Origin of the sequence: Flavobacterium omnivorum (assembly GCF_900099915.1) — a bacterium.
GTDB classification, from domain to species: Bacteria; Bacteroidota; Bacteroidia; order Flavobacteriales; family Flavobacteriaceae; genus Flavobacterium; species Flavobacterium omnivorum.
On the sequence record NZ_FNDB01000026.1, the window covers coordinates 1 to 23,480 of the forward strand.

A 23,480-nucleotide genomic window follows, 5' to 3' on the forward strand; every position below is an offset into this window, starting at 1 on the left:
GTTTGAAAAGACAATGGTCTTTTTCCAATTTAGTTAGTTTTTGTAGAATTCATTTATTCAATTATATTCATCTAACTAAATTTTTAGAAAGCCCTGAAAAAGACTGGGAATTAAATACCAAAAGCGATGGGCAATTGGGTTTGTTTGATGATTATTTAGCAACCGGATAAAATTCGATAGAAGAAACCAAAAATTATATTTTTTAGTACATCGAATTCTCAGGAAAGTAGTCAAAAACAAGCTGAACTAGGTTTAAACCTCGTCAAGCCTTGAAAAACAAAGAAAAAATAACGTTCCGATTATTTTTATCGGACAACAATGATATTTAAATAAAGGGTTACTAAATAAGATTATTTCCTAGAGCTTGACTTTGTGACTTTATGACTTTGGACTTTGGACTAATTTTGTCCCGTTTCTATCAAACATTTCCTTAAATTTGCTACCATTATTATAAAATTTAGCGTTAAAAAAATCAAGCTATGTTACAAATCGCATTTATTAGAGAGAATCAAGAAAAAGTAATCAATGCTTTGGCAAAAAGAAATATGGATGCCAAAAGTATTGTTGAAGAAGTGGTACAACTGGATGAAAAACGCCGCGCAACACAAGTGGAGCTAGACGGAATTCTATCCGAATCTAATAAATTATCCAAAGATATTGGCGAATTGATGAAAAGCGGAGAGAAATCAAAAGCTGCTATTCTAAAAGAAAAAACCGTTTTATTAAAAGAGAAAAGCAAAAAATTAGCTGAAAATACAGATGTACTTGCAGCATCACTTTTAGAAAAATTATATACGTTACCCAATCTTCCTGCTGATATCGTTCCTGTTGGAAAAACTCCAGAGGAAAACTTAAACGTTTTTGAAGAAGGGGAGATTCCGGTTTTGCACGAAGGAGCACAACCACATTGGGAATTGGTAAAAAAATACGACATCATCGATTTTGAGCTTGGAGTAAAAATCACGGGTGCAGGATTTCCGGTGTATAAAGGAAAGGGAGCCAAATTGCAACGGGCTTTAATCAATTATTTCTTAGATAAAAATACGGCAGCAGGATATAACGAAGTTCAGGTGCCACACATGGTAAACGAAGCATCTGCTTATGGAACGGGACAATTGCCCGACAAGGAAGGGCAAATGTACCATGATAAAACCGATGATTTATACTTAATTCCAACGGCTGAGGTTCCCGTTACGAATTTATTTCGTGATGTAATCCTTAACGAAAATGAATTACCCGTTTTAACTACGGCTTACACGCCTTGTTTCCGTCGTGAAGCAGGTTCTTATGGAGCGCATGTCCGCGGATTAAACCGTTTACACCAATTTGACAAAGTGGAAATCGTTCGTGTGGAACATCCTGATAAATCATACGAAGCGCTTGACGGAATGGTAGAACATGTGAAAAGTATCTTGCAAGAGCTAAAATTACCATACCGAATATTGCGTCTTTGTGGGGGCGATATGGGATTCACATCAGCTTTGACGTATGATTTCGAAGTGTTTTCTACGGCGCAAGACCGTTGGTTAGAGATTAGTTCGGTTTCTAATTTTGAGACTTTTCAAGCGAATCGTTTGAAATTGCGTTTCAAAGATAAAGAGGGAAAAAACCAATTGGCACATACCTTAAACGGAAGCGCATTGGCTTTGCCAAGAGTTTTGGCCGGAATTTTAGAAAATTACCAAACTCCGGAAGGTATTGTAATTCCAGAAGTGTTGCGTCCGTATTGCGGATTTGATATTATAAATTAATGGTCAGTGTACAGTGATCGGTGTTCAGTTAGTTTTTGGACAATGTACCGTTTAGCAAACTGAACACTGAATACTGAACACTTTCAAGATGAAAAATATTTTTTTGTATGGTACTTTGTTGTTCTCGCTATTTGCTTTCGCCCAAAACGAAATGGATTTCGTGCCTAAAAATTGGAAGGTAATTGCTAAAACACAAGGAGATTTAAATGCGGATAAAATAGATGATTTAGTTTTAGTTATAGAAGATACAAGGAAAGAAAATTTTATTTCAAATGACGGTTTAGGAGAACCTACTTTAAATACTAATCCAAGGTTTTTATTAGTTTTGTTTAAGAATAGTGAAAACAAGTTTTATTTAGATAAAAAAAATAAAATCGCTATTCATCCTGAAGGAGATGTAGAAAATACTTGTCTTGAGGATCCCTTTTTGAGCGGTAAAGGCATTCAAATTTCTAGAGGCTTGTTGAAATTATCTCTAAGATATTTCTTGAGTTGTGGGTCTTGGGAAATAAACGTTAATGATTATATGTTTAGATTTCAAAACAATCAATTTGTACTTATTGGATATGATACTTTTTCAATTCATAGATCATCGGGAGAAATTGAAGAATCAAGTTATAATTTCTTAACCAAAAAGAAAAGCATCACTAAAGGAGAAAATGAGTTTTTTCCTAAAAAAAGCAAAGCCAAGACTCAATGGTCTAAAATCGATGCTAAAAACGAATTAACTTTCAGCAACATAGAAAAAAATCTTGATTTTGGATGGCAATAATATGAAAAAACTCTTTCTACATATCGCGCTGTTTTTTTCATTAGTTTGTTTCTCGCAAAACGAGCAATTAGCACAGTATTATTACGATAAAGGGGATTTTGAAAAAGCAAAAATCAGCTACGAAGAACTGCTGAAAGAGATTCCTCAAAACTCTCAGTATTTCCTTAGAACAATTGATTGTGCGCAACAATTATTGCAATTTGAAAGTGCCGAAAAAGCCATTCAACAGCGACTGGAGAAATACCAGCAGGGAAATCTTCTGGTTGAATTAGGGTATAATTTCCAGCTACAAAAAAAGGATGCCACAGCTAAAATATACTACGAGCAGGCAGTAGAACGAATTAAAAAAAATCCAAATGATGTGTACGGAATTGCTAATGCTTTTGAGAGAAAAGTGTTGCTCAATTATGCGCTGAAATCCTATCAAACAGCTTCAGAATCGGATCAGAATTTTAATTTCAATTATCAAATAGGGTTGCTTTACGGTCAATTGTCTAATATGGAAATGATGATTTCTACCTTTTTGGACGAAGCATTTACGAATCCTCAAAACTCTATCAGAATCCAAAATCAGCTGGTTCGCTTTATGGTTAATGAAGGAGATGCAAATTTCAATGAACTATTACGTAAGGCATTAATCCTAAGAACCCAGAAGAATCAAGATATTTTTTGGAACCATTATTTGAGTTGGTTTTATGTACAGCAAAAAGAGTTCGAAAAAGCCTTCATTCAAGAGAAAGCCATTTACAAACGCAACTCAGAATCACTTGCTAATATTGTGAATTTAGGACAACTGGCTATTGAAGAGGAAAATGAGGTTGCGGCTAAGGAAATACTTGGTTTTGTCTTGGAAAATACTCAAGATTTAGAATTACTTATCCAAGCCAATTCGTATTTGATGGAAATGAAAATCGAAAAAGCAGCGGCTAATGAATTGGTCACCATCGGCAAAGAATTAGAGGATTTGTTGAAACAATTTGAAATAACTCCTTTTACCTTATCTTTGCAGCTGATTCAGGCACATTTCACCGCTTTTAAATTAAAAAAACCAGAAGAAGGAAAAGCAATTGTTAAGAGACTGCTGGAATTACAATTGAATGATTACGAAGTGGCTAATGCCAAAATGGAACTGGCAGATATTTTGCTGTATGAAGAGAAATTCAATCAAGCTTTGATCTATTATTCGCAGATTGAATTGGATTTAAAGAATGATATAATGGCACATGAAGCGAGTTTGAAAGCCGCAAAAACAAGTTATTTCAAAACTGATTTTGTGTGGGCTTTGAAACAGTTTAAGGAATTGAAATCAGCAAATACACAATTGATTGCGAATGATGCCTTAGAGTATTTTCTGTTAATCAATGACAATACCGTTGCGGATTCGACACAAACTGCTTTGAAACAGTTCGCTAAAGGAGATTACCTGTTGTTTCAAAAAAGGAATGAGGAGGCTATTACACAATTTCTAGCCATACTTAGAAATCATAAAGGAGAAGAAATCGAGGCAGTCACCTTGTTGCGATTGGGCAAAATATATGAGAAGAAAGGTGATTTTGCTTTGGCTTTAAGCCAATACCAAACGATTATAGATCAGCATAGCGACGGAATTTACATAGACGAGGCGCTGTATTTTTCGGCAGAAATTTATAACAAGCAATTAATTCCTGAAAAAGCGAAACCGCTCTATGAAAAGATATTGTTCAGTCATCAGGACAGTATTTATTTTGTGGAAGCCAGGAAGAAATTCAGGCAGTTGCGAGGAGATACTAATTTATAAAAACAGATTATTTAGATTCTTGGATTTTTTAAAAAGTCTAATAATCTAAAAGTCCAACAATCTAAAAAAAATGATACTATACAACGTCACTACCAACATACATGAAAGCGTTCACGATCAATGGATGATCTGGATGCAACACAAGCACATTCCTGAAATTTTGGCTACTGGAAAATTTTCTTCGGCAAGAATGGTTCGGGTTTTAATTGAAGAAGAAATGGGTGGAGTAACTTATTCGGTTCAATATGAGACGGACAGCAAGGTAACTCTCGATAAATATTATCAAGAAGATGCACCTGGTTTTCGCGAAGAAGGTTTGAAATTGTTTGGAGACAAAATGCTGGCCTTTAGAACGGAATTAGAACTGATTGCTGATTATTAGTAGAAAGCCCTTTTCGATCGCTTTGAGGAGTAAAAAAAGATAAAATAATTGCTTTGCGCCTTAGCGTCTTTGCGAGAAAAAAATAAAATGGAAAAAGTAAAAGCCAAAAAACACCTCGGACAACATTTCTTGAAAGATGAAAGCATTGCAAAAGATATTGCCGACACGTTGAACTTAGAAGGATATGAAGATGTATTAGAAATTGGTCCCGGTATGGGAGTCTTGACTAAATATTTATTGGATAAACCAATCAATACGTACGTGATAGAAATTGATGAAGAATCAGTGACGTATTTAGATGAAAATTATCCAAAATTAAAGGACCGAATCATTTCTAAAGATTTCTTGCGGTACAATATAAACGAGATTTTTGAAGGGAAACAATTCGCTATAATTGGAAATTTCCCCTATAATATCTCGACTCAAATTGTATTTAGAGCTTTGGAATACCGAGATCAGATTCCGGAATTTGCAGGTATGTTCCAGAAGGAAGTAGCGCAACGTATTTGTGAAAAAAAGGGAACAAAAGCCTATGGAATTCTGTCAGTTTTGGTTCAGGCTTTTTATGATGCCGAATATTTATTTACTGTAGATGAACATGTTTTTATTCCGCCACCAAAGGTGAAATCAGGTGTTTTACGTTTGCGTAGGAAGAAAGATTACAGTTTGCCTTGCGGAGAAAAATTATTTTTTACCGTAGTGAAAACGGCTTTTCAACAGCGTCGTAAAACATTACGAAACAGTTTGAAAACCTTAAATTTGTCGGATAGTTTGAGAGAAGATGAAATTTTTAATCTTAGACCAGAACAATTAAATGTAGAAGAGTTCATTGCACTCACACAAAAAATAGAAGCCGATGGAGTTTAAAATCAGCAAAGAATTAATACAAGAATTAGAGCAGCTCATTCAAAATAAAAACGACCAGCAATTGGAAGTATTATTGAATGACATGCACCATGCTGATATTGCTGAAATTCTTGATGAGCTTGATTTTAATGAAGCAACCTATATTTTTAAAGTTTTAGACAGTGAAAAAACCGCCGAAATCCTTCTGGAACTGGAAGATGATTTGCGGGAAAATATATTAAGCAGGCTTTCGCCAAAAGAGATCGCGGAAGAATTAGATGAGTTGGAAACGAATGATGCAGCCGATATTATTGCCGAGCTTTCACAAGATTTGAAAGCCGAAGTAATATCAGAACTTCAGGATGTAGAGCATGCCAAAGATATTGTGGATTTGTTGCGGTATGACGAAGATACCGCAGGTGGAATCATGCACAAGGAATTGGTAAAAGTCAATGAAAATTGGAATGTGCTTACTTGTGTCAAAGAAATGCGAATTCAGGCCGAAAATATTTCGAGAGTCCATTCGATTTATGTGGTGGATGATGAAGACCGACTAAAAGGACGTTTGTCTCTAAAGGATTTGTTGACCACTTCTTCCAGAACGCCAATTAACGATGTTTATATTCGGAAATTGAACTCTGTAAAAGTAGACACCGAAGATGTTGAGGTGGCGCGAATCATGCAAAAATACGATTTAGAAGCCATTCCAGTTGTAGATGAAATGGGTCGATTAGTAGGAAGAATTACTATTGATGACATCGTGGATGTAATCAAGGACGAGGCAGATGAAGATTACCAGCTGGCAGCAGGTATCTCGCAGGACGTAGAAGCGGATGACAGCATATTTGAACATACAAAAGCACGCTTGCCTTGGCTAGTTTTGGCTCTTTTAGGTGGTTTTATATCGGTAAAAGTGCTCGGATTATTTGAAGGAGCGATGCTTGAACATGGGAATTTGTTCTTTTTCACGCCCCTTATTGCAGCTATGGCAGGAAATGTTGGGGTGCAATCTTCGGCAATTATTGTGCAGGGTTTGGCAAACAATACGTTAAGTGGATCGTTATTTAATAGATTGATCAAAGAAGTCTCACTAAGTTTATTAAACGGACTGATTTTGGCTACGATATTATTTTTAGGAAGTCATTTTCTGTTGAATGTTGAATTGATCATTGGAGTTATTGTTACTATAGCATTGATGTCGGTAATTATTATTGCTTCATTAATAGGAACTTTTGTTCCGTTATTGCTGGATAAATTTGATATTGACCCCGCTTTAGCAACTGGACCATTCATCACAACGAGTAATGATATTTGCGGAATTTTGATTTATTTTTCGATTGCAAAAATGATTTTAGGATTTTAATAATCGGCTATTTTTAGAGATTAAAACATATTAAAATTAACTAACACTTTTCCATATCGGCTCCCTCTCCTTCGGAGAGGGTCGGGGAGAGGAAAAACCACAACCAGCATGAAAGTACACATCATTGGTGGAGGAAACTTAGGTGTTTCTATCGCATTAGGACTATCAAAATTTTCACCAGAAAATCAAGTTACTATAACCCGAAGAAACACGTCCAGTATTCTGTATCTTGAAAAATTAGGTGCGACAGTTTCCACCAATAATATTCACCAGATTCAGGAAGCTGATGTTATTATTTTAACTATAAAACCGTACCAAGTAGATACCGTTTTAGCCGAAATCCTTCCTGTAATTTCCAATAAAATTATAGCTTCAGCAGTGAGTGGATTGTCCATAGAAAATTTACAAAACAAGATTGGAGCTTCTAATAGTGCGATCCGAATCATGCCTAATATTGCGGCACAATTTGGCGCATCAGCCACTTGTATTGCATTCCACGAAAAAGATAAAGAGAAAGCACAAGGCGTAGTTTCCCTTTTTCAGAGTTTAGGAACTGCTCCTATTATTGACGAAAAATTAATGGATGCTGCAACGGTCCTCGCGGCCAGTGGAACCGCTTTTGCGTTGCGATACATTCGCGCATCGATGCAAGCCGGTATCGAAATAGGATTTGACTGGCAGACCGCATTAGCCATTTCAGCACAAACGGTAAAAGGCGCTGCTGAAATGCTACTTGAAGAAAAAGTACACCCAGAACAATTAATTGACCGTGTCACCACGCCACAAGGCTGTACCATTGCTGGTTTGAATGAAATGGAAATGCACGGATTTAGTTCGTCTTTGATACGAGGAATCAAAACTTCCTTAAAACAAATTAAGGGATAAAATCCACAAATAGTAACACCTTCATAAAAAAGGCCTTCTTAGCGAAATTGTGGAGAGGGCTTTTTTTGATATACTTTGGGTAAGGGCGTTCCGGTTTGAGTGGTAGCTACTGCTTTCTTCCCAAGAGCTATGGCAGGTGTTGCGAAACAATGAGGTATCGTTATCTTTTATTTTCAACAGCAACTCTTGGTACAAATAAGGGAGGACGAAAAAAGATTAATTAATGTAGTATATTTGGAAAAAAACGATGAAAAAAGTAGTATTGCTGTGGCTAATTTTAATAACAAGCAGCTATGAAGTACAGGCGCAACAAGAATCGCAAAAACCACAACTCCGTCATGTCGTATTGTTTGGATGGAAAGAAGGAACGAAGCCAGCAACTATTGACAAGGTGGTGACTGCATTCAGGAATTTAGAACATAAAATAGAACTAATTCAGGCTTTTGAATGGGGAGTCAACAACAGTCCTGAAAACCTAAGTAACGGATTGACGCACTGTTTTACAATCACATTCAACAGCGAGGCAGATAGAGATGCTTATCTTACGCATCCCGATCATAAAGCTTTTGTAGCTCTTTTGAATCCTGCTCCAGATAAAGTAACCGTAGTAGATTATTGGGCTACTAAGTAGAAATAAAGCCTGTACAAAATCTGAATATTAAACAACAATAGAATCGTAAATGAAAAATGTAGCAGTAATTTTAATCTTAGTATTTAATCTAAATGTAAATGCTCAAGAAGTGAGTGTTGAAAAATCCATTTTTGGAATCCAAGCCGGTTTTGGAACACGTGTAGGGATTTGGTTGAATTATGAAACGAAGTTGACTAATAGCGTTGCTCTGCGAAGTGAAATTGGTCTTGAAAATGATTATACAGTAGGAACTCATTATGAAGGTGCAGGTTTTATTTTGCAACCCATAGTATCCTTAGAACCTAGATATTATTATAATTTGGAAAAAAGGAACGCTAACGGTAAAAAAACAAGTAATAACAGCGGTAATTATGTTTCGGTTAGAACTAGTTATCATCCAGATTGGTTTGTGCTTAATTTAGACGATGCTATAACTAAAACAGCTGATCTAGCGATTGTCCCTACTTGGGGATTGAAACGTCAAATAGGGGCTCATTTTACGTATGAAACCGCTGTAGGAGTTGGATATCGTGTAATATATGTAAAGGAGAATTCTTTTAATGGTAATGCGACAAATGTGGATGAGGACTATAATAGAAACCAATATGTAATTCATTTGCAGCTATCAATTGGATATGCTTTTTAGAAAAAGTATTTTGAAATTGTAACAAAAACTAATACTGAAGTACTTATCATCATACTAATCAGCTAATCCATTTACTTATGAATCAAGGTACAATCATAGTTAGGATGTCTAAAAGTAGTGGTATTTACAATAAGGCAAATAGGTATTCAGTTCGCGTGGCTAATGAAACAACTTGCGAAATGAACTTCAAAAACAACCGCCGAGAATTTATTGTTGGGACCGGAAAGCACTTTATTGAAATTGGCAATGAAGTATCCTGTCAAAAAGAAGAAGTGGTTTTAAGTGCCGGTCAAACTAAGATAGTAACCATAAACCCAAGTTGCACATACCATCTTGGAAGAGGAATCATGATAGGATTAGTGTTGACAAGTATCGTTATTCAGTTTGCGATACTTCGGAAGTTCACTCCTCTAATGGTGATTCCTTGCATAGGTTTCTTATTTATCAGGAAAAGTAATTTTGAAAATAGTTTTGGAATAACCCAATCAACCTAATGTCAATTGTCACTAAAAAAACGCCTCATTTACAGTTTTGTAAACGAGGCATTTTTATAAATATAACCGAGGTTATTTAGTCACTTTTTTTCTTGCGGGCCTTAGTGCAAACTTTAGCCATATAAAACCAACTGTTCCAGCAATAAAAGAGGCAATCAGAATCGCTATCTTGGAGTAGGTAATAACTTCTTGTCCATCATTTTTAAAAGCAAGTAGCGTAATAAAAATAGACATCGTGAAACCGATACCACCCAACATTCCCGCACCTAGGATGTCGCTCCATTTTAAATCTCTTGGAAGTGTACAGATCCCTAAACTCACAGCTATAAAAGAAAATAGCCATATCCCTAATGGTTTTCCAACCACGAGACCTAGAATGATTCCAATTGTGTTGGGATGATTCAAACCTTCATGCCATTCACTTCCAATAGCGATGCCTGTATTAGCGATGGCAAATAAAGGAAGAATAAAAAAGGCAACGGGATTATGCAAAAAATGCTGTAATTTATAGGAGGAGGTTTTCTTACCTCCATTACCAAACGGGATCACAAAAGCTAGTAAAACACCGGTAATCGTTGCGTGTACTCCAGAATTTAACATAAAATACCACATTGCAGCACCACCAATTAGATAAGGTATGAGATTGTGAACCTTTCTTCTATTGAGAATAAACAGCCCGCCCATAATGGACAAAGCAATAAACAAATTTATGTAGGCAATGGACTCTGTATAAAATATGGCAATGACCATAATGGCACCTAAATCATCTATTACAGCAAGTGCAGTCAGAAATACTTTGAGTGAGGTAGGAACGCGATTCCCTAATAACGATAAAATACCAATAGCAAATGCGATATCAGTTGCCATTGGGATTCCGGCACCATTTTGTGTGATTGTGCCAAAATTCAATATTAAAAAGATTCCTGCTGGAATAATCATTCCCCCAAAGGCTCCAAAAATAGGTAAAGCGGCATTTTTTAAACTAGATAATTCTCCTTGATACATCTCTCGCTCTAGTTCCAAACCAATCAAAAGAAAGAAGATTGTCATTAAACCATCATTTATCCATTCCGTTACAGAATGGCTACCTAACTTGGCTGCCCAAAATGCAATATATTCAGTTTGAATGGATGAGTTAGCTAATAAAAGAGAGACTATTGTGACAGAGAGTAGCAGAAGACCACTAGATTTTTCGCTTTTGAAAAAAGCTTTAAATGTTTTTGTTAATTTCATTACTGAGTTTTCTTTTTTTACAACGATTCGATTTGTAAAAAAAATTGGAGTTGCAAATTTACAAAATTGCACTCTATTTTCCTTTGTTAAAGCAATAAATCGTATTTTTTTTGTTAATTTGAGGGATCAAAAAAAGAACACTTATGGACATTAAAATCCTTCACTTAGACGGCAATCATCCCTTACTTTGGAATCAATTACAGGATTCGGGATTTATAAATCATAGCGATTTTAACTCTTCAAAAGAAGAAATTGAAACTAAAATTCAGGAGTATCAAGGAATTGTTATTCGGAGCCGTTTCAAAATAGATAAAAGCTTTTTAGATAAAGCCATTAATTTACAATTTATAGCGCGAGTAGGAGCTGGATTAGAAAGTATTGATTGTGACTATGCAGCCTCAAAAAACATTACGCTTATCGCTGCGCCAGAAGGAAATCGAAATGCTGTTGCCGAACATACCTTGGGATTGATTTTATCCCTTTTTAATAAATTGAATGAAGCCGATAGCGAGATACGTTCTGGGCACTGGAATCGTGAAACCAATCGTGGTCATGAATTGGACGGAAAAACCATGGGGATTATTGGCTATGGAAATATGGGAAAATCATTTGCTAAAAAACTCCGTGGGTTTGATCTGGAAGTATTGTGTTATGATATTCAGGATAATGTAGGTGACGTCAATGCAAAACAGGTTACGTTAGCAGAATTTTACCAAAAAGTGGATGTAGTGAGTTTACACATTCCGTGGACTCCTGAAACCGATAAAATGGTTGACAGCAATTTCATCAATGAATTTTCAAAATCCTTTTGGATCATCAATACATCTCGTGGAAAGAATATTGTCACTGCCGATTTGGTTTCGGCTATGAAATCCGGTAAAATTCTCGGTGCAGGTTTGGATGTTCTGGAATATGAGAAATTATCTTTCGAAACTCTGTTTACTGATAAAAATACACCGGAAGCTTTTCAATATTTATTGAAAGCCAAGAATGTGATTTTGACACCACATATTGCCGGTTGGACATTCGAAAGCCACGAACGATTAGCGCAAGTCATAGTTGATAAAATAAAAACGAAATATTTTGGTCAAGCCAAAGCTGTTGAACCGGAAAAACGAGTTACAGGAATAGGCGGTTTCTTTTTTAAAGCAGAAGATCCGATGCAGTTGATTGCCTGGTACGCCAAACATTTAGGTTTAAAAACAGATGATTATGGTGCTACTTTTCATTGGAAGGACGCCGCAGGGGATGCTTGTACAACGCAATGGTCGCCTTTTGCCGCAGGTACAAAATATTTTGAACCAAGCGAAAAACAGTTCATGCAAAACTTCAGAGTGGAGAATTTAGAACGTTTGTTGCAAAAATTATCGGATGAAGGTGTAACAATTATAGGTGATGTGCAGACTTATGAGTATGGGAAATTTGCCTGGATTTTGGATCTCGAGGGAAATAAAATCGAGCTCTGGGAGCCAATTGATGCTGTTTTTCAATAGAATTTCTATTTTAACTACCAAAAAATAACCTAAAACCAACTTTTATGGAAAACGCAAAGTTTGAAGCTTGGAATAACCCAACACCAATTCGTAAAGACAATAAAAAACTTCCAGCAGGGATTTTAGCCATCCTTTTGGGGCCTTTTGGAATTCATAAATTCCTTTTAGGATACACAACAGAAGGAATTATCTGGTTAGTGATTAGTCTTTTTACTTGTGGTACGGTTACTTATATATTAGGCGTTATCGAAGGAATAATTTACTTGACAAAATCAGATGAGGAATTTTATGCTACATATCAACTAAATAAAAAAGCGTGGTTTTAAAGGACGAAATAAGCGATTTATAATAACTATAATTTATTAAATAAGAAGCCACTACTTTCAAAAAAATTCTGTCATTTACAGGGTTTTGATTTTGAAAGTAGTGGCTTTGTGAATTATAATGGGGCTGATTTTAAATAAGGGTTGAAAAAAAATCAATCTTCTTTATCAGCTAATTTTCGTTCTAATTCCGCTTGAAACTCTTCCATCACAGGTTTCATAGTGCTTTCTGGAATATCTGCAATTCGGATGTACATTAATCCATCAACAGCATTGTTAAAAAGCGGATCTACATTAAAGGCTACCACTTTTGCATTTTGTTTGATGTATTTTTTAATTAAAACCGGCAAACGCAAACTTCCTGGTTCGAGTTCATCAATAATTTTATCAAACTTATTTAAATCGGATTCTGCTTCATCAAAAATGAAATCTTTATCGGCATCTTTTAATTTCACCTTATACGCTTTCTTTGGGTGTATGTATTGTGCAATATAGGGGTCGTAATAATTGGACTTCATGAATTCAATCATCAGCGATTTAGAAAAATCTGAAAATTGATTGCTTATACTGACGCCTCCCAATAAAAATTTGTGTTCTGGATATCGTAAAGTCGTGTGCATAATTCCTTTCCAAAGCAAGAAAAGCGGCATTGGTTTCTGTTGGTATTCTTTGATGATAAAAGCTCTTCCCATTTCTATGGATTTGTGCATCATATCATGTAATTCGGGTTCAAAGCGGAACAAATCGTTGAGGTAGAAACCATTTATTCCATATTTAGGATAAATTTCTGAACCCAATCCCATTCGATAAGCACCAGCAATTTTATTGGCTTCATTGTCCCATAAAAAAAGATGATGGTAATATTGATCGTGCTTGTCTAAATCAATGGATTCATTTGTTCCTTCGCCCACTTCGCGAAAAGTAATTTCTCGTAAACGACCTATTTCATGGAGGATATTTGGAATTGCATGTGCTTCAGCAAGAAACACTTCGTAATTTTTACTTTGCAAAAGTCGACAATCGGTACTTCGTAATTCATCTACTTCTTTTGTCATTTTATCTTGACTAGCCCCAGTAACAATAGTCTTTGGACTTTTAGGACTTTTTAAAGTAGGTGTAGGCAAAAAAGGGATTTCTTTCTCGAAAGGATTCGCTAACATGTAGGTTTTCTTTCTTAAAAATTCAGAATATTCCTCTATCGTTGTATGCTCATTTTGTTCACTTACGGATATAGGTTTACCAATGCGCACTTTGATCACACGGTGTTTTTGACTAAACACCTCCGAAGGAAGTTTTGCCGTTCTAAATGTTCCGCTTATTTTGGATAGTAAATAAAATAATCGGCTGTTTTTTGCATGAAAATAAATAGGGACAACAGGAACTTGGGCTTTTCTAATGACTTTGATAGCGCCTTCTTCCCAAGGTTTGTCTACCATCAGTTTACCATCCTTATAAGTAGAAACTTCTCCGGCTGGAAACATGCCTAGCGGCTTTCCATCACTCAAATGGCGAAACGTTTCTTTTAATCCTACCACACTTGATTTTGTATCTTTGTGATTTTCAAAAGGATTTACAGGCATGATGTATTTCTTGAGCGGGACAATTCGATGCAAAAGAAAATTAGCTATAATTTTGAAATTTGGTTCTCTTTCCAACATCAATTTCAGTAACAAAACCCCATCAATTCCTCCCAAAGGATGATTTGAAATCGTGATATAAGCACCTTCCTTTGGCAAACGTTTTAAATCTTCTTCTGGAATTTCGAATTTTATTTGTAAATCATCTAATATACCATTCAGGAAATCAACTTCCGTTAAATGCTTATTTCTATCGTATACTTTGTTTAAAGTGGAGATTTTTAGCACCTTCATCAAGATCCAGCCGGAAAAAGTCCCCAGAACTCCATACTTGTCTGCATTTATTGCTTTTGCAACTTCCTTCGCGGTTACTAAACCCATGTATTTTATCTTTTTTTAGAGCAAGAAACAAAGATAGCAAAAAACTCCATTTTCTCTATTTTTCTCCATCAAACTTCTACTTTTTTGTTACATTTGAAACCCACATACAAACAATATAATTTTTTCCGAATAATAAAAAAGTGGGTTCCTGACAACTGCAGGTAAAAATAATTTTTTCGGAAGAATTTCAAAAAAAAATATGCAATGAGAATTATTTCATACAACGTAAACGGAATCAGAGCTGCTATTTCAAAAGGATTCATAGACTGGTTGCAACACGCAAATCCAGATATTATTTGCCTTCAGGAAATTAAAGCAACCGAAGACCAAATTCCAGTAGACGATATTACTAAGGCCGGTTATCCTTACCAATATTACTATTCGGCGACCAAAAAAGGATATAGCGGCGTGGCTATTCTTTCTAAAATCAAACCCAATAATGTGGTTCACGGAACCGGAATTCACCACATGGATTTTGAAGGAAGGAACCTTCGTGCTGATTTTGATGGGTTTTCTGTGATGAGTTTGTACTTGCCATCTGGAACGAACATCGATCGATTGGACCATAAATTCACGTTCATGGATGATTTTCAAAACTATATTGACGAACTCAAAAAAGAAATTCCAAACCTAATTATTTGCGGAGATTACAATATTTGCCATGAGGCAATCGACATTCATGATCCTGTCCGCAACAAAAATGTTTCTGGTTTTTTGCCGCAAGAAAGAACTTGGCTTGACGGCTTTATGAAATCTGGATTTGTAGATAGTTTTCGACATTTTAATAGTGAGCCACACCAATATACATGGTGGAGTTACCGTGCTGGAGCCAGAGGAAACAACAAAGGCTGGCGCATTGATTATAATTTAGTTAGTGATTCTTTAAAACATAAATTAAAAAGAGCCGTTATTTTATCAGATGCGGTGCATTCGGATCATTGCCCAATTTTGGTAGAAATAGAGTAAAAGTCATTGCGAGGAATGAAGCAATCTGGAGCTATTTCCCGTCTCATTCTAAAAATGAGAATGCAATCTTGTCATTTTTGGCAGCAAAAACAACAAAGATTTTCTCTCGAAATCCCTCTTCTACAAGGCCTAAGGAATTCGGATAAAATTTGAGTTTTTGTTTTCAAAACAACATTAGAAACAACATAAATACAAACAAAATGATTAAAAAAGTTTCCATCGGATTAGTAGTATTGGCACTTTCAACTTCCTGTGTGTCCAAGAAAATATACAATGACTTAGAAAGTAAATACACCGATTCCAAAAAAGAAAACAGAAGTTTAGCAGATGAAAATGCAGATTTGCTAAAATCTAAAAACCAATTAGAATTAGACCGTGATGGTTTAAAAATGGATTTAAGCAAGTCTAAATCAGAACTAGATAAGTTGAAAGCAGATTACGCTGCGGCTCAAAACAAGTTCAAAGTGTTAGAAGATTCCTATGCGGCTTTAGAAAAAAACAGTGGTGATGCGTTGCAAAGCAACATGAAAAAAAATCGTGATTTGCTAGAGCAATTGGACGAAAAAGGAAAAGCATTAGCAATAGAACAAGAGCGCTTAAGCAAAAGTGCACAGCGTTTGCAGGAATTAGAAGATTTGATTGCTGCCAAAGAAGCCAGCATGAAAAAATTAAAAGAGACCTTGTCAAACGCCTTAAATAGTTTTGAAGGAAAGGGATTGACAGTCGAGCAAAAAAACGGGAAAGTATATGTTTCTATGGAGAACAAACTACTTTTCAATTCAGGAAGTTGGGCCGTAGGTTCCGAAGGTCAAAAAGCAGTAATTGAAGTTGGTAAAGTTTTGGGTGATAATCCTGATATATCCGTACTAATTGAAGGTCATACGGATGATGATGCTTTTACGGCATCAGGACCTATTGCGGATAACTGGGATTTATCTACAAAAAGAGCCACAGCAATAGTTGCTATTTTGAGTGAGAACAAGAAAATCAATAAACAGAGTCTAACGGCTGCTGGAAGAGGAGAATTTTCACCATTAGCAAGCAATTCAACAGCGGACGGAAAAGCTAAAAATCGTAGAATCGAAATAATTCTAACGCCAAGATTAGATGAAATAGCCGAAATGTTAAAAGAAATCAATTAAAGATCAAAATTGTAAAGAGGGAAAGGTTTAAAGTAGTTGCTTTGGACCTTTTTCTTTTACTGCTAATTCGCTAATTTTAGCATTGGAATGTGGGCTTTTAATTTGCGAATTCGCGGTTATATTTTGTAAATGTTTCTCAATTTTCTGTTAACTGTAAATCTAAACAACAAACTAATTTTATCTTTGTTTTCGAAAATAAAATACAATTTCCTTAAAAATGAAATACACAACTTTACCCAATACGGATATAAAAGTCAGCAAAATTTGCCTTGGAACCATGACTTTTGGGCAACAAAACACAGAAGCGGAGGGTCATGCCCAAATGGATTATGCCTTAGAAAATGGAGTCAATTTCTTTGACACTGCTGAGATGTATTCGATTCCGGGGCGGCAAGAAACATACGGAAGCACAGAGAAAATTCTTGGAACTTGGTTCAAAAAATCAGGTAAAAGAGAAGAAGTGGTTTTGGCATCCAAAATTGCCGGACCCAATCCTAATTTTGGTTACATGAGAGACAAGTTAGATTTTTCACCAGCTAGCGTCAAGTTTGCATTAGACCAAAGTTTACAACGCCTACAAACGGATTACCTGGACGTGTATCAATTGCACTGGCCGGAGCGCAAAACCAATTATTTTGGGCAACGTGGTTTTAAAGTTCAGGAGGATGCTTGGGAGGACAATATTCATGATGTGTTAGAAACATTAGACGGTTTTGTCAAAGCAGGAAAAATAAAACACGTTGGACTTTCAAATGAAAATCCTTGGGGAATCATGCGTTTTTTAGAGGAAAGCAAATACAATGATTTGCCAAGAGTAAAAACGATTCAAAATCCATATTCGTTGCTGAATAGACTTTTTGAAAATGGTTCTGCTGAAATTTGCTTGAGAGAAAATGTTGGGTTGTTAGCTTATTCACCAATGGCTTTTGGCGTTTTATCGGGTAAGTTTTTATCGGGCGAAGTGCATCCAAATGCTAGACTTAATTTATTTCCACAATATTCGAGATACAACAGTGCGCAATGTACAGAGGCTACCCGATTGTATCAAGAAATCGCTAAAAAAAACGGACTGACTCTGACAGAATTGTCCTTGGCATTTATAGCCCAACAACCTTTTGTAACCAGTACCATCATTGGCGCAACCACATTGGAACAATTAAAGGAAAACATAGATACGATTCAAATAACACTTTCCGAGGAAATTCTAAAAGCAATTGATGAAGTGCAGGCTATTATTCCTGATCCGGCACCGTAAAGTAATTTTAACCACAAAGTTCACAAAGAAGCAATTTAAACCTTTGTGAACTTGGCGCTTTCTTTGTGAACTTTGTGGTTAAGTATTAAGAATTAAAGATCAAACTCATCATTATTAGCTAGAGAATCTACTTTTATTTGTGTGGAATCCTGTACTTTGAATTTGATAAAAGATTTTGCAGGTCCTGAAATTAATATGGGTAACGACTTGTAAATAGTGTCTTCTGGTGTCAAAAGTCCTCTTCGAAGCATGATGCTGGTCAAGAACGATTCCTGTTTTATCGCAAAATCTTTCAACATCCCTTGATCGTTGAACTGATACATGAATTTCTTAGGACTTGGAATAATACGGGCGAGATACAAACATTCGTTCAGCGATAATTCTGCAGGTGTTTTTTGGAAATAAAACTGACTTGCTTCGCCAATTCCATAAACGTTTGGCCCCCATTCGATAATATTAAAATACACTTCGAGCATGCGTTCCTTGCTCACAATGCGGTTGTTTTCCAGAATGTAAACCAATAAAATTTCTTCTAGCTTTCGAGAAACCGTTTTCTCCCGACTCAGAAATGCATTTTTTACTAATTGCATGCTGATGGTACTAGCGCCACGGGAAAACTTTTTGGTTCTTATGTTTTTGACTATGGATTGTTTAAATGCTTCGGTGATAAATCCTTTATGACTAAAGAAAGAAGGATCTTCTGTTGTCAAAACCGACTTTCTTAAATACGGTGAAATTTGGTCTAAAGGCGTATAATTTGGATTGGCATTTCCTACCAAAACACCTCTTTGAAATACATTGTTGATTAAGGCCCGATACACAAATTCGCCATTAAGTTTGTTGAGATTTGCTTTGCCGTATTTTGTAATTCTTAGGTTTTCTTTCTTCAATTTACTATCAAAAACCAGTTGATTTGGTTTGTTTTGGTTGTAAGCAAAATCCAATTTATAATCAAAAGTTCCGGTCGCTTCCATTCCCTGAAAGTGCGTAAATAAACCATCAGGAAGCGAAGTTATAAAATCTTGCGCTTTCATTTTTGGGAGGTTTATTTTGAGTTTATAAATGGTGTCTTTCCCGGTTTCGTATGCGGCATAAGGATGAAATTTTATTTTATTGAGTTGAACCGTTGAGCTACTGTCAATAGATATGAAGTCAGAACCGAGTAAGAATCGGTAGTCGAATTTGGCGTTTTTTAATAATACATCTTTTCTCGCAATTTTTGGGTGGTTGAGTTTTAAATTGGCAATAGCCATAAACCCATCAATATGTAGTTGATCGCCATCTCTTTCAATATTTTGAATGCTCAATTGGATGGAATCAAAGCTGGATTTTAGGTTGAAACGCTCGTCTAAATAGGGCATTTGGATGGCGCCAGTATCTATATTCACAAATCGGATATCTGCTTTTTTATTTCGTGGATCTGCAAATCCCTTGATTTTCCATCGTTGTGATATTGTATTGGTTTGCACTTTTATCGAAGTTTCGAGCTGATTGTTGACCAATCGCAGTTTTTGGAAATTGATGGTTGCTTTTTTCCCGTTGTCATCAAGTCTAAAAGACAGATTGTCCAAAATCATATCCGTAGGGACTAAATTCAATGCTTTTGATATGATTCTATAGGCCAATTGAGCGTAATTTCTTTTTTCGTCGCTCAGTTCTGTTTGATTGTCTTTTTTTAGAAAAGCATCAAAATTTCTCACTTTTCCTTTTTTTACCAACTGAAAATAACCATTTTGGACTTCTAAAGTTCCCAGTTGAACATCACCTGTTAGGAGATGCCATAAATTGACACTAGTTTTTAGTTTTTGTATTTTAAAAAGGGTATCTGCATTTTTAGGAACTAATATAATCTCCGAAAGATTCAGTCTTGATAGTCCATCGAAGGAAGCTTTTTTTATAGTAAAAGAGCTATTGTATTCGACTTGCATTTCATGGGAAACTTTGGCTATCGTTTGCTGTAATACGGTATCTCTAAATATATAAAAAGAGATAAGTAAAGCGACAAACAATACAAAAAGTACTTTTGCTGCGATAAGTAGTTTTTGTTTTCCAGTTTTCATAAACAGTTGAGTTAAGTATAAAATACAGCGACATGCATCTTGGGTATAAAGAAAAGGAATATAATAATAAAGGAAACATTTTTATAGTATTCTTTAGTACTTTGATTTAAAATTGAAAGTGTAAAATAAAAAAACTACAACGGAGAAAGCGTTGTAGTTTCTAAATTTTACGGTAACGATAGTTTTAGCGTGTTAGGGCTTTGGTGTCTTAAATTGAGAAGGATTGTAATAGCGTCTCACTTTTTCAACAATTTGGTTTAACGTCATTTTATCAGCCGTTTCAACTGCTTTTAGTTTTCCGGGTTCTAATAAATGTTCTGTTAATAATTTATGTTCCAGTTTAATTTTGGTTTGTGCTGGACCAAAGACAATAAGCTCATCTGATTTTTTAACATACGAAAGGACTGATTTTATAAAATAGTCCAACTCTTGTTTTTTTCTTTCCTCAAATTTTTTGTCACTATTGCCATGATGAGCTCCAGAGAACGTCCCTTTATCGCCTTCTTTATTGTGATAGACGCTATTTTCAACCTCAGAATCTATTTCAGTAATTTTTTCTGTATCACCATCAAGAGCAACAATTATCGCTTTTGAGGAATCAATCCAAATACCAGTTTGTCTTTTCATAGTTTTGATATTTTAAATTAAAATTGCTCGTTTTTGTGTTGTTTTATGCCAACAAAATCAGGCATAGTTATTTTAGCAGAATTGAGTCTGCTTTATTTATCTTTTAGCAAGAAGTGTACCGAGACTCTACTTCTTGTTAGAATTAACACTTTGCCGAGGTGTTCGGAATATAAATTAATAGCATGGAGTTAATACTTCATTTTGTATATTAATGCATTGGTAGACATAAAGTTACAAAAAATAATACATCCTTTTCTTAATGTAGAGTATTTATTTTAAATCGGAAAGTAGGGTAATAAAAAACTAGAATGAGGCACTTAAATTTTATATGGTTTTTAGAATTATCCAAACAGTTCACTTACTACATCTTCAATTTTGGCTACTAATCGGATTTTGATTCCGGTCTTTTTCAAAGCGATTTTATTGTATTTGGATACAAAAATGGTTGAAAAACCTAGTTTTTCTGCTTCTTGTATGCGTTGGTCTACGCGATTTACGGGACGGATTTCACCAGAAAGTCCTACCTCACCGGCAAAGCAAAAGTCTTTATTTACGGCAATATCTTCATTAGAGGATAAAATAGCGGCCACAACAGCCAAATCTATGGCAGGATCGTCTACTGAAATCCCGCCGGTTATATTCAGGAAAACGTCTTTGGCGCCAAGCCTAAAACCAGCTCTTTTTTCTAAAACGGCCAGAATCATATTGAGTCTTTTGGCATTGTAACCTGTGGTGCTGCGTTGCGGAGTTCCATAAACGGCGGTGCTTACCAAGGCTTGTATTTCAATCATCAAAGGACGCATGCCTTCTAATGTGGAAGCAATTGCGGTTCCGGATAGTTCCTCATTTTTATGTGAAATCAATATTTCCGATGGATTTGAAACTTCTCTTAAACCATTGCCTAGCATTTCATAGATACCAATTTCTGCAGTAGAACCGAAACGGTTTTTTAACGATCGTAAAATGCGGTATACGTGATTTCTATCGCCTTCAAATTGTAAAACGGTATCGACCATGTGTTCCAATATTTTTGGACCAGCAATATTTCCATCTTTGGTAATATGACCAATCAAAATTACGGGAATATTGGTTTCTTTGGCAAATTTGATCAATTCAGCCGTAGTCTCCCGGATTTGAGAAATGCTTCCGGGAGTGGATTCAATATAATCCGTATGTAAGGTTTGAATGGAATCGATAATCACGATTTCCGGTTGTATAGCTTCAATTTGTTTGAAGATGTTTTGTGTTTTGGTTTCCGTCAGAATATAGCAATTATCGCCGCTGGGCGTAATTCTTTCGGCACGCATTTTTATTTGTTTCTGACTTTCTTCACCGGAAACGTATAACGTTTTATAAGGTAGCTTTAAAGAAATTTGGAGCAAAAGGGTACTTTTTCCAATGCCAGGTTCGCCACCCAAAAGGATCAATGATCCGGGAACTATTCCGCCACCTAGCACACGATTAAGTTCAGCGTCAGTAGTATCCATTCGGATTTCCTGAGCGGAATCAATTTCATTTATTCGTAAAGGTTTTGGTGCTTTGCTGCTAGTGGAAGTCTCACTTTTCCACGCTGTTTTTTCTTGTTTTTGGATAATTTCCTCTGCGATGGTATTCCATTCTTTACAAGAATTGCATTGTCCTTGCCATTTGGCGTATTGTGCTCCGCAGTTTTGGCAAAAAAAAGTAGTTTTTACTTTTGTCATTATTTTTTTGGTGTTTGACTGATCATATCATCGTATTTTCCCATCATGCTATCTTTGGTAAGGTTACCGATTTCCTCTAATTGAGAAGCGCTTTGATAGCGTTTTGCCGCTTTTTTTGGATCGCCCATTTTTTCATACATCAATCCCAATTCATAATCACCAAGCATTGATTTTGGGTAGTTTTTGTTGGCAATTTCGGCTAATTTTTCCAATTCAGCGTATGCTTTATTTTTTAAAATGGCCGCTTCAATTGCTTTGAAATCATTGACGCGAATGGGTATTCTTAAACCTAAATTTTTAGATAGGACATCATATTTGTTAATTAAGTAATCCACATAACCCGATTGAAGAACGGCAATTTTCTCCGAATATTCAGTAGAAGAAATGGGTTTGTACGTGTCGAAAAATTGGTATAAAGCATTTGGAATTGAATACAAAACCAATGAATAATGAGATGCGCCTTTGAAAGTATCAAACTTGTAATTTAGTAAAGGATTGGTAACCTGTTTTATATTTGTGTCTAATTTTTTGATAGAGGCTTGCAGTTTCTTTACATCACCATCACCGTTGGATTGATAATAAAAAACAGGTTGTTTGAGTTTTGAAAGCTGCTCCGGAATACGGTTTTCCATATCTGGAGCCAGTTCTGGACTTAAAGAGATATAAGCATTAAAAATAGGATTGTCTTTATATAGAAAAAAGTTTAAAAAACCGGCAGTCGTGTCATGGCCTGCAATGATGCGGAAGGGGGCTACAGTGTACTTTTTTTCAATGTAAGGTAGTAATTCAGTGCCGATAAACTCAAAAAATTTCGCGCCTTTTCCGGAAGGAATACCATCTGCTTCGTCATAATTACAGTCGTCAAATCGTTCGTTGTTTTTGTTTTGGCTGATGCCAACAATGATGGTTTCCGGTAAATCATGCCAGTACGCGCCAAAATTTAAGGCACCGTAGAAAGGCTCAAAAAGATAATCGCCATCCAGTAAAATAAGAATAGGGTATTTTTTATCTGGGTTTTTATTAAAAGAAGGGGGTAGTCCAATGGTTATTTCTCTACTTTCACCAAGCACTTGAGAATCAAAAGCAATCACAGTTTTTTGTGAAAATACAGAAATGGAAAAGAGTAATAAGAGTATTAGTTTTTTCATGATTGGATTGTTTTAGAATCTAGGG

The 23,480-nt window shown here is 35.7% G+C and carries 21 protein-coding genes and 1 pseudogene; 16 read left to right on the forward strand and 6 right to left on the reverse strand.

The genetic code is table 11. From position 1 onward, the window contains the following. Positions 1-479: 479 nt before the first annotated feature. The 10 genes from serS (at position 480) to BLS90_RS15805 (ending at position 9,547) form a co-directional block, all read left to right on the forward strand. The gene (serS, locus tag BLS90_RS15760) at positions 480-1,751 is read left to right on the forward strand and encodes a serine--tRNA ligase (protein WP_091259327.1); all 1,272 of its coding nucleotides are present in this window, start codon (positions 480-482) and stop codon (positions 1,749-1,751) included. 88 nt (positions 1,752-1,839) lie between these two features. Continuing rightward, complete coding sequence (locus BLS90_RS15765) at positions 1,840-2,523, forward strand: hypothetical protein (protein ID WP_091259328.1); 684 nt, start codon at positions 1,840-1,842, stop codon at positions 2,521-2,523. A gap of 1 nt (position 2,524) precedes the next feature. After that, positions 2,525-4,300 carry a tetratricopeptide repeat protein gene (locus tag BLS90_RS15770; protein WP_091259330.1) on the forward strand — a complete coding sequence of 592 codons (1,776 nt, stop codon included), beginning with the start codon at positions 2,525-2,527 and terminating at the stop codon, positions 4,298-4,300. Between the two features lie 70 nt (positions 4,301-4,370). Then, positions 4,371-4,682: a DUF4286 family protein gene (locus tag BLS90_RS15775; protein WP_091259333.1), complete on the forward strand. Its 312-nt coding sequence runs from the start codon at positions 4,371-4,373 to the stop codon at positions 4,680-4,682. A gap of 87 nt (positions 4,683-4,769) precedes the next feature. Continuing rightward, positions 4,770-5,549 carry a 16S rRNA (adenine(1518)-N(6)/adenine(1519)-N(6))-dimethyltransferase RsmA gene (rsmA, locus tag BLS90_RS15780; RefSeq protein WP_091259336.1) on the forward strand — a complete coding sequence of 260 codons (780 nt, stop codon included), beginning with the start codon at positions 4,770-4,772 and terminating at the stop codon, positions 5,547-5,549. Then, the gene (gene mgtE / locus BLS90_RS15785) at positions 5,539-6,891 is read left to right on the forward strand and encodes a magnesium transporter (protein ID WP_091259338.1); all 1,353 of its coding nucleotides are present in this window, start codon (positions 5,539-5,541) and stop codon (positions 6,889-6,891) included. Before rsmA ends, mgtE begins: the two co-directional genes overlap by 11 nt. 108 nt (positions 6,892-6,999) lie before the next feature. Continuing rightward, entirely contained in the window at positions 7,000-7,776 is a 777-nt protein-coding gene (gene proC, locus BLS90_RS15790; RefSeq protein ID WP_091259341.1) for a pyrroline-5-carboxylate reductase, read from the forward strand. A gap of 247 nt (positions 7,777-8,023) precedes the next feature. Then, positions 8,024-8,407 (forward strand): Dabb family protein, encoded by a 384-nt coding sequence (locus BLS90_RS15795; RefSeq protein ID WP_091259343.1) that lies wholly within the window; start codon positions 8,024-8,026, stop codon positions 8,405-8,407. A gap of 49 nt (positions 8,408-8,456) precedes the next feature. Beyond that, positions 8,457-9,053, forward strand: coding sequence for a hypothetical protein (locus tag BLS90_RS15800; protein ID WP_091259345.1), 597 nt, complete (start codon positions 8,457-8,459; stop codon positions 9,051-9,053). Between the two features lie 77 nt (positions 9,054-9,130). Continuing rightward, positions 9,131-9,547 (forward strand): hypothetical protein, encoded by a 417-nt coding sequence (locus BLS90_RS15805; protein WP_139171463.1) that lies wholly within the window; start codon positions 9,131-9,133, stop codon positions 9,545-9,547. Positions 9,548-9,619: 72 nt separating this feature from the next. Here BLS90_RS15805 and nhaA read toward each other — a convergent pair whose 3' ends face one another. Continuing rightward, on the reverse strand, positions 9,620-10,780 hold the full coding sequence (gene nhaA / locus BLS90_RS15810; protein ID WP_091259349.1) for a Na+/H+ antiporter NhaA: 1,161 nt from the start codon (positions 10,778-10,780) through the stop codon (positions 9,620-9,622). A gap of 143 nt (positions 10,781-10,923) precedes the next feature. Here nhaA and BLS90_RS15820 point away from each other — a divergent pair. The 3 genes and pseudogenes from BLS90_RS15820 to BLS90_RS15825 form a co-directional block, all read left to right on the forward strand. Next, positions 10,924-11,862, forward strand: a pseudogene (locus tag BLS90_RS15820) (2-hydroxyacid dehydrogenase); the annotation flags it as partial. Positions 11,863-11,940: 78 nt separating this feature from the next. Continuing rightward, the gene (locus BLS90_RS17385; RefSeq protein ID WP_175455506.1) at positions 11,941-12,273 is read left to right on the forward strand and encodes a VOC family protein; all 333 of its coding nucleotides are present in this window, start codon (positions 11,941-11,943) and stop codon (positions 12,271-12,273) included. 44 nt (positions 12,274-12,317) lie between these two features. Further along, positions 12,318-12,599 carry a TM2 domain-containing protein gene (locus BLS90_RS15825; RefSeq protein WP_091259352.1) on the forward strand — a complete coding sequence of 94 codons (282 nt, stop codon included), beginning with the start codon at positions 12,318-12,320 and terminating at the stop codon, positions 12,597-12,599. A 152-nt stretch (positions 12,600-12,751) separates the two neighbouring features. Here BLS90_RS15825 and BLS90_RS15830 read toward each other — a convergent pair whose 3' ends face one another. After that, positions 12,752-14,554 carry a GNAT family N-acyltransferase gene (locus BLS90_RS15830; RefSeq protein ID WP_091259354.1) on the reverse strand — a complete coding sequence of 601 codons (1,803 nt, stop codon included), beginning with the start codon at positions 14,552-14,554 and terminating at the stop codon, positions 12,752-12,754. Between the two features lie 204 nt (positions 14,555-14,758). Here BLS90_RS15830 and BLS90_RS15835 point away from each other — a divergent pair, with 204 nt between their 5' ends. From BLS90_RS15835 to BLS90_RS15845, 3 genes are all read left to right on the forward strand, one after another. After that, the gene (locus tag BLS90_RS15835; RefSeq protein ID WP_091259356.1) at positions 14,759-15,520 is read left to right on the forward strand and encodes an exodeoxyribonuclease III; all 762 of its coding nucleotides are present in this window, start codon (positions 14,759-14,761) and stop codon (positions 15,518-15,520) included. Between the two features lie 200 nt (positions 15,521-15,720). Next, a complete protein-coding gene (locus BLS90_RS15840; RefSeq protein WP_091259358.1) occupies positions 15,721-16,662 on the forward strand; it encodes an OmpA/MotB family protein in 942 nt (313 codons plus the stop codon). 217 nt (positions 16,663-16,879) lie between these two features. After that, complete coding sequence (locus BLS90_RS15845) at positions 16,880-17,917, forward strand: aldo/keto reductase (protein WP_091259360.1); 1,038 nt, start codon at positions 16,880-16,882, stop codon at positions 17,915-17,917. A gap of 92 nt (positions 17,918-18,009) precedes the next feature. Here BLS90_RS15845 and BLS90_RS15850 read toward each other — a convergent pair whose 3' ends face one another. The 4 genes from BLS90_RS15850 to BLS90_RS15865 all read right to left on the reverse strand — a co-directional run bounded on the left by BLS90_RS15850 (position 18,010) and on the right by BLS90_RS15865 (position 23,455). Further along, complete coding sequence (locus BLS90_RS15850) at positions 18,010-19,977, reverse strand: transglycosylase domain-containing protein (protein WP_091259362.1); 1,968 nt, start codon at positions 19,975-19,977, stop codon at positions 18,010-18,012. A gap of 192 nt (positions 19,978-20,169) precedes the next feature. Beyond that, the gene (locus BLS90_RS15855; protein WP_073352347.1) at positions 20,170-20,604 is read right to left on the reverse strand and encodes a hypothetical protein; all 435 of its coding nucleotides are present in this window, start codon (positions 20,602-20,604) and stop codon (positions 20,170-20,172) included. A gap of 341 nt (positions 20,605-20,945) precedes the next feature. Further along, positions 20,946-22,307 (reverse strand): DNA repair protein RadA, encoded by a 1,362-nt coding sequence (radA, locus tag BLS90_RS15860; RefSeq protein WP_091259364.1) that lies wholly within the window; start codon positions 22,305-22,307, stop codon positions 20,946-20,948. Continuing rightward, entirely contained in the window at positions 22,307-23,455 is a 1,149-nt protein-coding gene (locus BLS90_RS15865; RefSeq protein ID WP_091259366.1) for an alpha/beta hydrolase, read from the reverse strand. Before BLS90_RS15865 ends, radA begins: the two co-directional genes overlap by 1 nt. Positions 23,456-23,480 lie beyond the last annotated feature (25 nt).

Coding starts and splice junctions, on each gene's coding strand:
- serS (WP_091259327.1), top strand. CDS start 480: ATGTTACAAATCGCATTTATTAGAGAGAATCAAGAAAAAGTAATCAAT.
- BLS90_RS15765 (WP_091259328.1), top strand. CDS start 1,840: ATGAAAAATATTTTTTTGTATGGTACTTTGTTGTTCTCGCTATTTGCT.
- BLS90_RS15770 (WP_091259330.1), top strand. CDS start 2,525: ATGAAAAAACTCTTTCTACATATCGCGCTGTTTTTTTCATTAGTTTGT.
- BLS90_RS15775 (WP_091259333.1), top strand. CDS start 4,371: ATGATACTATACAACGTCACTACCAACATACATGAAAGCGTTCACGAT.
- rsmA (WP_091259336.1), top strand. CDS start 4,770: ATGGAAAAAGTAAAAGCCAAAAAACACCTCGGACAACATTTCTTGAAA.
- mgtE (WP_091259338.1), top strand. CDS start 5,539: ATGGAGTTTAAAATCAGCAAAGAATTAATACAAGAATTAGAGCAGCTC.
- proC (WP_091259341.1), top strand. CDS start 7,000: ATGAAAGTACACATCATTGGTGGAGGAAACTTAGGTGTTTCTATCGCA.
- BLS90_RS15795 (WP_091259343.1), top strand. CDS start 8,024: ATGAAAAAAGTAGTATTGCTGTGGCTAATTTTAATAACAAGCAGCTAT.
- BLS90_RS15800 (WP_091259345.1), top strand. CDS start 8,457: ATGAAAAATGTAGCAGTAATTTTAATCTTAGTATTTAATCTAAATGTA.
- BLS90_RS15805 (WP_139171463.1), top strand. CDS start 9,131: ATGAATCAAGGTACAATCATAGTTAGGATGTCTAAAAGTAGTGGTATT.
- nhaA (WP_091259349.1), bottom strand. CDS start 10,780: ATGAAATTAACAAAAACATTTAAAGCTTTTTTCAAAAGCGAAAAATCT.
- BLS90_RS17385 (WP_175455506.1), top strand. CDS start 11,941: ATGCAGTTGATTGCCTGGTACGCCAAACATTTAGGTTTAAAAACAGAT.
- BLS90_RS15825 (WP_091259352.1), top strand. CDS start 12,318: ATGGAAAACGCAAAGTTTGAAGCTTGGAATAACCCAACACCAATTCGT.
- BLS90_RS15830 (WP_091259354.1), bottom strand. CDS start 14,554: ATGGGTTTAGTAACCGCGAAGGAAGTTGCAAAAGCAATAAATGCAGAC.
- BLS90_RS15835 (WP_091259356.1), top strand. CDS start 14,759: ATGAGAATTATTTCATACAACGTAAACGGAATCAGAGCTGCTATTTCA.
- BLS90_RS15840 (WP_091259358.1), top strand. CDS start 15,721: ATGATTAAAAAAGTTTCCATCGGATTAGTAGTATTGGCACTTTCAACT.
- BLS90_RS15845 (WP_091259360.1), top strand. CDS start 16,880: ATGAAATACACAACTTTACCCAATACGGATATAAAAGTCAGCAAAATT.
- BLS90_RS15850 (WP_091259362.1), bottom strand. CDS start 19,977: ATGAAAACTGGAAAACAAAAACTACTTATCGCAGCAAAAGTACTTTTT.
- BLS90_RS15855 (WP_073352347.1), bottom strand. CDS start 20,604: ATGAAAAGACAAACTGGTATTTGGATTGATTCCTCAAAAGCGATAATT.
- radA (WP_091259364.1), bottom strand. CDS start 22,307: ATGACAAAAGTAAAAACTACTTTTTTTTGCCAAAACTGCGGAGCACAA.
- BLS90_RS15865 (WP_091259366.1), bottom strand. CDS start 23,455: ATGAAAAAACTAATACTCTTATTACTCTTTTCCATTTCTGTATTTTCA.